Source organism: Peribacillus sp. AS_2 (assembly GCF_026891895.1).
GTDB classification, from domain to species: Bacteria; Bacillota; Bacilli; order Bacillales; family DSM-1321; genus Peribacillus; species Peribacillus frigoritolerans.
Map to the genome: position 1 here is coordinate 223,848 of NZ_JAPTGA010000008.1, position 13,037 is coordinate 236,884.

Here is a 13,037-nt window from a genome sequence, read left to right on the forward strand (position 1 = left end):
GTACTATATACTATATGCATTCAATGTTTTTACATATGAATATAAATCAATGCAAAGACCGGAAATAGTAAGATGAAATGCACTTTTCAGAGAGGAAACCAAATTGGTGCGAGGTTTCCAGGCAGCAGCATCCGAAGTCGTCCGCGAGCAGTCTTCGTGAACTTCTTAGTAGCGAAGGCCGGTGAAGAGCCGTTATCCGATTTGAGAGCCGAAAGGGATTCTTTTCTTTTTCGGAAAAAAGGTGGCACCGCGAACAACTTCCTTCGTCCTTTTGAGATGATGGAAGTTTTTTTTATGCCCAAAAGGAGGAAATTATATGGAAGAGAACCAAATTTCAATGCCGACTAAATATGATCCGCAGACGATAGAGAAAGGCCGCTACAAATGGTGGCTTGATGGAAAGTTTTTCGAAACGACGGGTGACGATAAAAAAGAACCATACACGATTGTCATCCCGCCGCCTAACGTTACAGGTAAGCTGCATCTTGGCCACGCTTGGGATACGACACTTCAAGATATATTGACACGCATGAAAAGGATGCAAGGCTATGATGTTTTATGGTTACCAGGCATGGACCATGCCGGTATTGCCACTCAAGCGAAAGTAGAACAGAAACTTCGTGCGGATGGCGTGAGCCGTTATGACCTTGGGCGTGAAAAATTCGTGGAAGAGACATGGAAATGGAAAGAGGAATATGCGAGCCATATCCGTGAACAATGGTCAAAGCTAGGTCTTGGACTTGATTATACCCGTGAACGCTTCACCCTGGATGAAGGTCTTTCAAAAGCAGTGCGCGAAGTGTTCGTTTCGCTTTATAACAAGGGCTTGATTTATCGCGGCGAATACATCATCAACTGGGATCCATCAACGAAAACGGCGTTATCCGATATCGAGGTCATTTACAAAGATGTGCAGGGCGCATTTTACCATATGAAATATCCATTGGTTGACGGATCGGGTGAAATTGAAATTGCCACCACCCGTCCAGAAACGATGCTTGGCGATACTGCTGTTGCTGTACACCCTGAAGATGACCGTTATAAACACTTGATCGGCAAAAAGGTCCGCTTGCCAATTACAGGCAGGGAAATCCCGATTGTCGGTGATGATTATGTCGATATGGAATTCGGTTCAGGCGCGGTCAAAATTACTCCTGCTCATGATCCGAATGACTTCGAAATCGGGAACCGTCACGACTTGGAGCGCATCCTTGTCATGCATGAAGATGGCTCGATGAATGAAAAGGCCGGTAAATATGAAGGCATGGACCGTTTTGAATGCCGTAAGCAAATCGTCAAGGACCTTCAGGAAGAAGGAGTACTCTTCAAAATCGAAGATCACCTTCACTCAGTAGGCCATTCAGAGAGAAGCGGTGCTGTTGTTGAACCATATCTTTCGACGCAATGGTTCGTTAAGATGCAGCCGCTGGCTGATGCATCCGTTGAGCTTCAAAAAGGAACCGATGAGGAAAAAGTTCATTTTGTACCGGACCGTTTCGAGAAAACGTACCTGCATTGGATGGAAAATATCCGCGACTGGTGCATTTCCCGTCAGCTTTGGTGGGGTCACCGCATTCCCGCCTGGTACCATAAAGAAACAGGTGAAGTGTATGTAGGTCATGAGGAGCCGGCGGACGCTGAAAACTGGGAACAAGATACAGATGTCCTTGATACATGGTTCAGCTCGGCATTATGGCCATTCTCGACTATGGGCTGGCCTGACAAGGACAGTGTCGATTTCCAACGTTACTATCCAACCGGGGCACTTGTAACAGGCTATGATATCATTTTCTTCTGGGTATCGCGGATGATTTTCCAAGCTCTTGAGTTCACAGGTGAACGACCATTTGAAGATGTGCTGATCCACGGACTGGTTCGTGACGAACAGGGGCGCAAGATGAGTAAATCGCTAGGCAATGGTGTCGATCCGATGGATGTCATCGATCAATACGGTGCCGATTCCCTGCGTTACTTCTTATCTACGGGCAGCTCGCCAGGCCAGGACCTTCGTTATAGTACGGAAAAAGTCGAAGCAGTTTGGAATTTCTCCAATAAGATTTGGAACGCATCACGTTTTGCTTTGATGAATATGAATGGCATGACGTATGAAGAAATCGATTTAAGCGGTGAGAAGTCTGTAGCCGATAAATGGATCTTGACGCGTTTGAATGAAACGATTTCCAACGTAACCAGACTTGCGGACCGTTATGAGTTTGGTGAAGTGGGCCGTGTGCTATACAACTTCATTTGGGATGACTTCTGTGACTGGTATATTGAAATGGCGAAGCTTCCGCTATATGGAGAAGACGAAGCGGCTAAGAAAACGACGCGCTCGATCTTGGCGTATGTACTGGATAACACAATGAGATTGTTACACCCGTTCATGCCATTCATTACCGAAGAAATCTGGCAGAACCTACCGCATCAAGGTGAGTCCATCACTGTTGCCGCTTGGCCGGAAGTGAATGAAGAGTTGACTGATACAGCTGCAGCCGAGGAAATGAAGCTGCTTGTTGAAATCATCCGCTCCGTCCGTAATATCCGTGCTGAGGTGAACACACCGTTAAGCAAAAAAATCAATTTGATTTTAAAAGCGAAAGATGAGGCCATCTTAGTGACATTACAGAAAAACAGCAGCTATATCGAGCGTTTCTGTAATCCTGAACAATTGACGATCGGAATCGAAGTCGAAGAGCCTGCTCAAGCCATGACAGCTGTCGTAACTGGCGTAGAACTAATCCTTCCGCTTACAGGACTGATCAATATTGACGAAGAAGTGAAACGTCTTGAAAAAGAACTCGACAAACTTAATAAAGAAGTTGAGCGTGTACAGAAAAAATTAGGCAACGAGGGCTTCGTTAAAAAGGCGCCGGCAAGCGTCATCGAAGAAGAACGTGCCAAGGAAAAAGACTATAGCGAAAAACGCGACTCTGTAATCCACAGGATCAGCGAACTGAAACAACTGTAAAACAAAAGGATGAACCAGCTTGAAGCCGGTTCATCCTTTTTCTGTTTAGATGCTATTTAAGAAGAGGATATGCTTTCTTTTATGAATGTAAGGTACTCCCATACGATATTCATATCACTTAGTGCACTTAATGTCCGGCTCCCGACGACATCCTCAATTTCGTTCAGCATGAGGCTGCCATCTTCGGCAAATATGAAATCGATACCGACCAGGCCGAAATCAAATGAACCCATTACTCTTTCAACAAGGGCTAATTCAGATGCAGTCAGCTCATATAGCGAAGCCGATCCGCCCAGCGTATAATTTGCCTTGAAACTGGAAGCGGATTCCCTGAGTACAGCAGCCTTCACTTTATTACCAACCACAAAAACGCGGATATCCCTACCGAATAAGCCAGGTTTTTGAACTATCCAATTCCCATCATTCAGCTGGGCAAGATCATCGGCATGCTCGATTAGAAATACTTGTTTCCCGCCGCGGCCGCTTGTTTCTTTAGCAATGAAAGGGAGCTCCATGTCATCGGCACTCGGCCTTCCGTTACAATATACGGTATCGGCCATTGGAATCCCCAGCGAGGACAAATATTGATGCGTCTTTGCTTTGTCATTCGCGATTTCCGATACGAAGGAGGAGTTAAAGCAAGCAATCCCCAATTGCTCAAGTTGCTTAGTGAAAAAAGGATCGATGGTCCGGACGATGGCAAAGTCCGGCAATGAAATTGGCTGCATCTCATGTTCCACATACAAATTGTTGAAGCGATGTCCGATACTAAGGTCTTCCCGAAAGTGAAAGTGTAAATCAAGTTCAAGTTTACTGGCTTCGTCAAGCATCCAATCTATGTATCCTTTATTTTTCAAGGCATCCTCACGGTTATAAATCAACCAGCCTGCTTGTTTTTTCATCAGATGCACTTCCTTTTCCTAATTCTTTCAAGATATAATCGAACATGCTATCGGCGATGTTGATGCCAGTACATTCATAAATGTTCAATAAATGCGAATTCGAATTCACTTCGCACAGAAGCGGACCTTCTTCACCAAACAGCAAATCGACGCCAGCGAAGTCGGCACCCAGAATTTGCGCACATCGAATGGCAAGTTGTGCTTCTTCACTGGTGGGGATATATGGTGTAGCCTGCCCCCCGGCAGTCATATTAGCTCGGAAGTCCTGCTCGGAATGACGTTGCATCGCTGCTATGACTTGATTGCCCACGACATTCACGCGAATATCCCGACCTTTACTGTGCTCGATGAATTCCTGGATGATAAATGGTTTGTGGCCAAGATCACGGACTGTCTTCAGTAACTCATCCTCTGATTGGATTAAATATACTTGTTCCCCAAAAGAACCGTATGCTTCCTTAACGATAAGAGGATAACCGAGTTCATTGCCGATTTGGATGAAAGCATCCATATTGACCCTTTCAATCCCTTCGTACGTAAAAGGGGGAAATATGGTTTTCGGCATCGGTATGCCATGCCCTGTTAAGGCTTGATGTGTTTTTGCTTTGCTGTCGCATATATCGATTGCTGCACTGCTGTTATATACGGGGATGCCGAGCAATTCCAAATGGCGCGCCAAATGAATGTCTTTATCCATGAACAGAACAAAATCCGGCAGCTTATCAAAGTTTCCTTTAAGCAGCGGCACTCCTTTTTCGATTATGGGCATGAGATCTGAATTGCGGATAAGGGTTGCCGTGATATCTTTCCTTTCAGCCGCCTCTTTAATGAACAAAGCTAAACTGGAAAACTTATCATGCTGTAAATAGCCGTTGACGACAATCCAGCAGTGGAAATCTGAAGTTTTCATGGTAAAACACTACCTTTCATCTAGGTTAATCGTACATATATTGATAAAATAATCTTAACGCATAAGAGCGGTATAAAGAAAGAGGAGGCTCCACGATAATGGTTACAACCATGAAAGAAATCAATCAATTTTTTGAACGGCGCCAAGTTCGATTGGGCATGAATTTTGGCCTGTCACGGATGGAAACATTGTTAACTAAATTAGGCGACCCGCACAAGGAGCTAAAGTATATTCACATTGCGGGATCCAACGGGAAAGGATCGACACTGCAATATATTAAAGAAATTCTGCTTGCCCAAGGGATTCGGGCCGCTTCCTTCACTTCTCCTTATTTAATCCGGATGAATGAACAGCTGAAGGTGAATGAGGATGAAATCAGTGATCAGGAATTCATCGATGTCTTCCGGAAGCTTTGGCCGATCATCCATGAGATGGACAGCAAGGGGAATGGTCCCACCCAGTTCGAAATTTTGACTGCAATGGCATTCTCTTATTTTAGCAAAAAGGAAGTCGATTTGGTTTTGATGGAAACCGGTTTGGGAGGTAGGCTTGACACAACGAATGTCATCCAGCCGTTTCTTTCGATCATTACCTCGATCTCTTTGGAACATACGAACATCCTGGGTAACACACTTGGGGAAATTGCTTTTGAGAAGGCAGGTATCATAAAAAGCGGGGCGCCGGTCATCAGCGGAGTCACAGCCGGGGAACCAGCAAAAGTAATTGAAGAAAAAGCGTCAGCTTTAGGCGTACCTTATTACCAATTGGGCAAAGACTTTCGTGTTAGCGATATGAAGCGAAGTGAACGTGGACAAAGTTTCTCATTTGCGCTTGCCGATAGGTCAATCGAAAATGTGGAAATGCGGATGCTGGGCCGTCATCAAATGGAGAATGCGGCACTGGCCATTGCTGCTGTCACAGTAGGGATGGAAAATATCGATGAAAAAAGCATCCTTAAAGGAATAGGGGCAGCAAAATGGGATGGGCGCTTTGAAAAAATATCGGATGAGCCGTTGGTGATCATTGATGGTGCACATAATCCTGCTGGCATCGACGTACTGAAGGAAACGCTAAAAGTGCATTACCCCGACTATAAGTACCGATTCGTATTCAGCTCATTTAAAGATAAAAACTATTCCGAGATGCTTCATGGACTGGAAACGGGGGCAATGGAAATCATCATTACCGAATTCGACCATGAACGGGCGACGGATGCGAAAACGCTTTATGAAAAATGCAATCATCCAAATAAAAGTATAAATAAGGATTGGCAGGCGGCAATAACTGAAGGCAGAAGGAAAACGGGGGATAAAGAGATTCTTGTCATTACAGGGTCCCTTCATTTCCTTTCACTTGTGAGGGAGTTCCTCATCAGAGAAGATGCCTAAAGGATGTGCATTACCGCAATGAGGCACTTTATCATGGAAACCAAAGCAAAGCGGGTTTGCCTACAGTTTTTTAGGGAGGGGTGCAATTTAAACGTTGATTTCCACTCCAGGCACTCGCTTTCCGCGGGCGGTCCGGGAGCCTCCTCGGCGCCTTGCGCCTGCGGGGTCTCCTCTGGACTCGCTTTTCCCGCAGGAGTCTCGTACCTTCCGTTCCAATCAACTTTGTTTTAACTTTTATATAAAACCCCTTTGCCAAAAGTCTTTATTATTTTCGTAAAATTGAGGCTGTCATTGACTTCACTTTCATTTATGATTTGGTGAAAGATATGTATTCAAAGGTCCTTTTCTCTTGTTAAAGAGCCTCTTGAAAAGAAAAAACTCCAATAGAGTGATTGATAACAAATCACCCAGTTTATTTGTTAAAATATGATTATATATTGCATTCCATATGAATGTTGAATAGTAGGATCTGCTTAATAAAATGACGGGAGGGATGAGCATGAAGAACCCAATGGTTAATTACATAGCGGAAGGGACTTTTATATCAGGATTTCAAAGAAATGCAATCGAATCCTCATGCACGTTGCATAAATGATGGCTATCCATATCTATCTCTTCGTATTGGGCTTGATTTTAGGCTCATTCTTTAACGTTGTCGGTTTAAGTGTTCCAGCTGGTCATTCATTCGCGAATCGTCGTTCCGCCTGCCCTTCTTGCGGGCGTACATTGACATTCTTCGAGTTGATACCGGTTATTTCTTATATGTTGCAAGTCGGTAAATGCCGGGGCTGTAAAGCAAGGATATCCCCCCTTTATCCGGCCGTGGAAATGCTGACCGGTGTTTTGTTTGCCTCTGCTCCGATATTCCTTGGCTGGTCGGGCGAACTGTTGGTTGGCTGGATATTGATTTCATTATTTATGATCATCTTCGTGACTGATGTCGCCTTTATGCTCATACCCGATAAAATACTGCTTTTCTTTATAGTGATTTTTATTGTTTTAAGAGTCTCATTTCCACTGACGCCCTGGTGGGATTCAATTGTCGGGGCAGCGGTTGGCTTTAGCCTGCTGTTATCAATCGCGGTTGTGAGTAAGGGTGGCATGGGTGGCGGTGATATCAAGCTGTTTGCAGTGATTGGCTTCGTATTGGGATTGAAGCTGGTGCTGCTATCGTTGCTTTTTGCGTGCTTTTATGGGGCATTGCTTGGCATCACCGGATTGCTGACCGGAATCTTAAAAAAGAAAACCCTTATTCCTTTCGGACCGTATATTGTTTTTGGGACATTGACTGCTTATTTTTGGGGCGATTCGCTATTACATTGGTATGTAACATTTTTAAGATGAGCTTAAAGGACCATCCTGATCCAAGAGGAATTTGTCAAAAATCACCTGAACAATATCCCAGTAGGGAACCATCCCCATTTGACGGCAAGAGATTATGAAATGATGGAGGGATGTATGTAATTCGTGAGAGGTGATATGGAATGGTTCATGAAGCAATAGTACCAGTACACGGAATTCCTTTTTTGTTACCCATATATGAATAGGGAAATTTGACGAAACCTATTAATGACAAGACGACAAAAGTCTTGTTATTTTTTTTTCCCTCTATGATAGGATGAAAAAAATGATCTGGAGGGGAGGAAAAAAATTGGGCAAGCCGGAACAAAGCAAGGGTGTAACGATTAAAATAAATGGGGAAGAAAAAGTATTTGGCGAGAAAAAAATTGAAAGTCAAGAGGCGGCGAGTAAGGAGCAGGAGCAGGAACAAACTGATGAGAGTTTCGAATGGATACTCCCTGAGGATTCAAATGAAGGCAAGATCGTATTGGTACCCACACCGCCAAAGAAGAAAATGCCGAAGCTCATCGGCTTTGGTACCGGGTCACTGAAAAGCTCGGATAAAAGACCGATCAAGACATTCATGATTGCAGTCATCTGTGCTGTGTTTTTTGGGTCGATTCTTGGCTTGATCGCCGTTAAAACGATTACAAAGGAAAAAGCCCAAGTATCTTCGGTCGAGACCCCGATTCCAACCGAAGCCACTGTTGAAGATAAAAAAGCGGCAGTGACTGAACCGGGAAACCAGCTGAAGACATTCCTTGTACAGGGAGGAGTATTCAGCAGCGAGGATGCGGCAAGGCAAATTCAAAAGAAAATCATTGAAAAGCAGGTTCCTGCTGAAATCTTCAAATTGGAAGAAAGCTATTATCTATTTCTGGGGTCGGCAGAGAGTCTAGCTGCAAGTAAAGAACTGGCCTTGTTCTTAAAGTCATATGATGTGGATGTATATTGGAAGGAAATCAATTTTGAAGCGGCCGGGACAAGCCAAGAAGATGAAAAAACCCTCGACAAGATGAAGGCAGTATATGCTTCGTTGGCAGAAACATCCGCAACAAAGCTTCGCGGAAAGGCAGGGACGGTAAACGGGGAAACCCTGAAAAAAAACATGGATGAACTGAAGGCGGCGAAATTATCGCCGGCGTTTTCAAAGATGAACGATGACCTGACTGCTGCGGCAAAGTCGATTGATGAATATGAGACTTCCAAAAATGAAGAAAAGCTATTCCAGGCTCAAGAAAGTCTTCTGAATTTTTTATTGAATTACCAAAAGTAAAGAAAAAAGGGGGGCTGCCAAATGGGACAAGCCTCCCAATATGAAACCATCTGTGATACCTTTTTTATTTTCAGGGAAATACTTACAGGGATTTGTCGATTCCTAGTAAACAATAATTGTGGATTGCACCATTATTTGATAGGATAGATATGTATCTCCCTATGTAAAGAAAGGTGACTTTTATATTATGCAGCCATTGATTTTAGCTTCCTCATCACCACGTCGTAAAGAACTTCTTCAATTTCTTCAAATCCCCTTTGAAAGCATGAATTCCAATGTTGATGAAAGTATTGATGAAAACATGTGTCCTGATGCAGCGGTGAAAGAACTGGCATCCCGTAAAGCGGAAGCCATCGCAGCAAAATTTCAGGAAAGCTGGGTAATCGGCTCGGATACCGTTGTTGTCCTTGATGGTAAGATTTTGGGTAAGCCGGTAAGCAGGGCGGATGGAAAAAGAATGCTGGAAATGTTATCAGGACGGACACATGAAGTATACACAGGTGTCGCCATCCTGTTCGGAAAGCATCGCAGAGTATTCGCAGAAAAAACGGAAGTGACATTTTGGGAGCTGCCAGAAGCTGAAATCGAACGATATCTGGATAGCGGGGAACCTTTTGACAAAGCTGGCGGCTATGGGATTCAAGGATACGGATCTCTTCTTGTCAAACAAATCAAAGGGGACTATTTCTCAGTCGTCGGGCTTCCGGTCTCAAGACTGGCCCGGGAACTTAAAGCGATGCAGGAAGAGTTAGGATAATCAGATTTCCCCTGGCATCTTCCCTTTTCTAAGGAAGGGTTGATCTTTTGAGCGAAAAAATGTTAATACGGGATTACCCGAAAGAAGAGAGGCCGCGCGAAAGGTTTCTCCAGGACGGGCCGCAAAGTCTTTCCAATCAGGAATTGCTTGCTTTGCTATTGAGGACGGGATCAAGGGAAGAATCAGTCCTGCAACTATCCGGCAGGCTCATCAATTCCTTCAAGGGCCTGCGGCTGCTAAAAGAAGCCTCAGTGGAAGAACTGACCGTGATTAAAGGGATTGGTGAAGCAAAAGCGATACAAATCCTGGCCTCTGTCGAACTTGGCAGGAGAATTAACAATTTGAATGACCAAGACCGTTATGTGATTCGATCTCCTGAAGATGGAGCTAATTATTGCATGGAGGAAATGCGGTTTTTATCACAGGAACATTTCGTCTGTCTCTATTTAAATACGAAAAATCAAGTGCTGCAAAAAACTACGATATTCATCGGGAGCCTCAATGCCTCGATCGTGCATCCGCGCGAGGTCTTTAAAGAGGCTTTCAAAAGGTCAGCTGCCTCTATCATTTGTCTTCATAACCACCCCTCCGGAGACCCCTCTCCCAGCAGAGAAGATATTGAAGTGACGAAAAGGTTAGTCGAATGTGGTAAAATAATCGGCATTGAAGTATTGGACCATATCATCATCGGGGAACATAAATATGTTAGCTTGAAGGAAAAAGGTTATTTATGACACTATCAAATTTTTTGACGATACGATATAATATTGTTTATGATTTTTAAAAGAGGAAACTTTTTCAAAACTCTTATTGTCAAAAAACGACAAATTATTATTTGAACTTATAAAAAGGCATTTTTGTTTACGAAAGGGAGATACCAGAATGTTTGGAATTGGAGCAAGAGATATAGGGATTGATTTAGGAACGGCGAATACGCTTGTCTATGTGAAGGGAAAAGGCATCGCAGTACGTGAACCATCGGTTGTAGCGGTGCAAACAGATACAAAGCAAATCGTTGCAGTCGGAAACGATGCGAAAAACATGATCGGCCGTACACCTGGTAACGTGGTTGCCCTGCGCCCGATGAAGGATGGAGTAATTGCCGATTATGAAACGACGGCTACCATGATGAAGTACTATATGAAGGAAGCTCAAAAGAAGGGCGTATTCGGCAACAAGCCATATGTCATGATTTGTGTGCCTTCTGGAATTACGGCAGTTGAGCAGCGTGCAGTCATCGATGCAGCAAGACAAGCTGGAGCCCGTGACGCATATCCTATCGAAGAACCGTTTGCAGCAGCGATCGGTGCGGACCTTCCCGTTTGGGAGCCTACAGGCAGCATGGTCGTCGATATCGGCGGAGGGACGACGGAAGTGGCCATCATTTCCCTTGGCGGAATCGTTACAAGCCAATCGATCCGTATTGCCGGTGACGAAATGGATGATGCCATAATCGTCTACATCCGTAAGAACTACAATTTGATGATCGGTGAGCGTACTGCTGAAGCGATCAAAATGGAAATTGGTTCTGCTGGAGACACGGAAGGCGTCGAAAACATGGAAATTCGCGGCCGTGACCTATTGACCGGATTACCAAAAACGATCGAAATTACAGCTGAGGAAATATCCAAAGCATTAAGCGACACCGTTTCTGCAATTGTGGATTCCGTGAAAAACACTTTAGAGAAAACACCACCTGAATTAGCAGCTGACATCATGGACAGAGGCATTGTACTGACAGGCGGGGGTGCTTTGCTGCGCAATTTGGATAAAGTCATCAGTGAAGAAACGCAAATGCCGGTGATCATCGCTGAAAATCCTCTGGATTGTGTTGCGATCGGAACGGGAAAAGCGCTGGACCACATTCATTTATTCAAGACTAAATCAAGAGATTCGCGATAAGCATTACTTCTCAAATAGGGCCGGCTCAACAAAAGGTGCAATTTTGAGCCGGTTTTCTTATGTTTTGCTGTTTCATTAAATCCATAGTGTAATTTTAAAAACCATAGAGTAAATTTTAGATAGAGGTGTAATCACCATGCCACAGTTTTTCAATAAAAAGCTCCTTCTCTTGCTCGTTAGTATTATCGTTCTCGTGGCATTGATCGGTTTTTCATTAAGGGAGAGAGAAGAGTTGACCTGGCCGGAGCAATTCCTGAAAGATACGACAGGCTGGGTCGGAAATGTGTTTAATAAGCCAGTATCGGGTATAACAGGTTTTGTAGGGGGCTTAAAAGACCTTCAACATACATACGATGAAAACAAAAAATTGAAAGCCCGCTTGGATGAATATGTATTATTGAAAACCCAAGTCCAAGATTTAAAGGAAGAAAATGAAGAACTTCGCGACAACCTCAAAAAAGAAGATGACCTGCGGAAGTATTCGCCCACTCAGGCGACGGTCATCGGCCGTAATCCCGACCGCTGGCATGAAATGCTGACGATCAATAAAGGGAAGCGTAATGGGGTAGAAAAAAACATGGCTGTCATCACTTCCAATGGGTTAGTCGGTAAGGTGAAATCGGCGACGGATTTCACGGCCTCGGTTCAACTTTTAAGTTCAATCGATAAAGCCAACCGTGTCTCAGCCATCGTTCAGGGTGATGATAAAGCATATGGCTTGATTGAAGGGTTCGATGATAAGAAGAACCTTTTGCTGATGAAACGGATTCCTTACGATAAAAAGATCAAGAAAAATTCATTGGTCATCACATCCGGTTATGGAGGAATCTTTCCGAAAGGTCTGCTGATCGGGAAAGTTGTCGATGTCAAAGTGGATCAATATGGATTGAACCAGACTGCATATATCGAACCTTCGACGGATTTTTATGATATTAATAATGTCATGGTCGTTCAGCGTGAAGTGGACGGTGTAACGAAAGAAAGTGAAGGGGAGGATGAAGCTGAGTGAGATATTTCATCCTTTCTTTCATAGCCTTGGTTTTTTTTGTTTTTGAAAGCATCTTCGCCCAGATGTTCGCTGGAGATGCATTCGGGGCCGATAAAATCGTCGTGCCCCATTTCATGATGATATTCGTTTTTTTCCTGACCATGTACGGGTCCAGGAAAATGGGTATGCTTTATGGGGCGATTCTTGGGTTGACTTATGATGTCGTATATACGGAAATCCTTGGAATTTATATGTTCCTGCTGCCTTTTCTTGCCTATCTGATATCGAAAAGCATGAAAATCCTCCAAAATAATATTTTGGTTGCCTGCCTTACTGCGCTTATATTCACGGCAGTTTTAGAGGTTGTCATCTTTCAGATGAATATCATCCTATCATTTGCAGATATGGGATTTGGTGAATTTGCGGAACGGAGATTGATTCCGACATTATTATTGAATCTCGCATTCATTATCATCAGCTGCTATCCTTTAAAAAGAATGATTGAAATGCTTGATTTGCAAGGAGAAACGGAATAACGTTCCTGTGTCTTTAAGAAGCAGGTGGGAAATGTATTTTCTCTTTTCCGTGTACGTAGAAAAAGGAAA

11 protein-coding genes and 1 other annotated feature are annotated in these 13,037 nt (G+C 43.8%); of the genes, 9 read left to right on the forward strand and 2 right to left on the reverse strand.

Annotated elements, in window-relative coordinates:
- Nucleotides 1–45: 45 nt before the first annotated feature.
- Nucleotides 46–274 (forward strand) — a binding site (T-box leader).
- A gap of 42 nt (nt 275–316) precedes the next feature.
- Entirely contained in the window at nt 317–2,968 is a 2,652-nt protein-coding gene (locus OTG27_RS16415) for a valine--tRNA ligase (protein ID WP_268937436.1), read from the forward strand.
- A 56-nt stretch (nt 2,969–3,024) separates the two neighbouring features.
- On the opposite strand, the gene OTG27_RS16420 is transcribed toward OTG27_RS16415, so the two are convergent.
- Nucleotides 3,025–3,870 carry an ATP-grasp domain-containing protein gene (locus tag OTG27_RS16420; protein ID WP_268937437.1) on the reverse strand — a complete coding sequence of 282 codons (846 nt, stop codon included), beginning with the start codon at nt 3,868–3,870 and terminating at the stop codon, nt 3,025–3,027.
- Nucleotides 3,839–4,780, reverse strand: a complete 942-nt coding sequence (locus tag OTG27_RS16425) for an ATP-grasp domain-containing protein (protein ID WP_268937438.1) — start codon at nt 4,778–4,780, stop codon at nt 3,839–3,841. Before OTG27_RS16425 ends, OTG27_RS16420 begins: the two co-directional genes overlap by 32 nt.
- A 98-nt stretch (nt 4,781–4,878) precedes the next feature.
- Here OTG27_RS16425 and OTG27_RS16430 point away from each other — a divergent pair, with 98 nt between their 5' ends.
- From OTG27_RS16430 to mreD, 8 genes are all read left to right on the forward strand, one after another.
- Nucleotides 4,879–6,168, forward strand: coding sequence for a bifunctional folylpolyglutamate synthase/dihydrofolate synthase (locus OTG27_RS16430; RefSeq protein WP_268937439.1), 1,290 nt, complete (start codon nt 4,879–4,881; stop codon nt 6,166–6,168).
- A 591-nt stretch (nt 6,169–6,759) separates the two neighbouring features.
- Nucleotides 6,760–7,512 (forward strand): prepilin peptidase, encoded by a 753-nt coding sequence (locus OTG27_RS16435; protein ID WP_098936876.1) that lies wholly within the window; start codon nt 6,760–6,762, stop codon nt 7,510–7,512.
- 307 nt (nt 7,513–7,819) lie between these two features.
- A complete protein-coding gene (locus OTG27_RS16440) occupies nt 7,820–8,785 on the forward strand; it encodes a hypothetical protein (protein ID WP_268937440.1) in 966 nt (321 codons plus the stop codon).
- A 187-nt stretch (nt 8,786–8,972) separates the two neighbouring features.
- Nucleotides 8,973–9,542 carry a Maf family protein gene (locus tag OTG27_RS16445; protein ID WP_098186765.1) on the forward strand — a complete coding sequence of 190 codons (570 nt, stop codon included), beginning with the start codon at nt 8,973–8,975 and terminating at the stop codon, nt 9,540–9,542.
- A gap of 59 nt (nt 9,543–9,601) precedes the next feature.
- Nucleotides 9,602–10,276 (forward strand): RadC family protein, encoded by a 675-nt coding sequence (gene radC / locus OTG27_RS16450; RefSeq protein WP_063577662.1) that lies wholly within the window; start codon nt 9,602–9,604, stop codon nt 10,274–10,276.
- A 148-nt stretch (nt 10,277–10,424) separates the two neighbouring features.
- Nucleotides 10,425–11,444 carry a rod shape-determining protein gene (locus OTG27_RS16455; protein WP_034308871.1) on the forward strand — a complete coding sequence of 340 codons (1,020 nt, stop codon included), beginning with the start codon at nt 10,425–10,427 and terminating at the stop codon, nt 11,442–11,444.
- A 136-nt stretch (nt 11,445–11,580) separates the two neighbouring features.
- The gene (gene mreC, locus OTG27_RS16460) at nt 11,581–12,453 is read left to right on the forward strand and encodes a rod shape-determining protein MreC (protein WP_057276635.1); all 873 of its coding nucleotides are present in this window, start codon (nt 11,581–11,583) and stop codon (nt 12,451–12,453) included.
- Nucleotides 12,450–12,968: a rod shape-determining protein MreD gene (gene mreD / locus OTG27_RS16465; RefSeq protein ID WP_098936874.1), complete on the forward strand. Its 519-nt coding sequence runs from the start codon at nt 12,450–12,452 to the stop codon at nt 12,966–12,968. Before mreC ends, mreD begins: the two co-directional genes overlap by 4 nt.
- Nucleotides 12,969–13,037 lie beyond the last annotated feature (69 nt).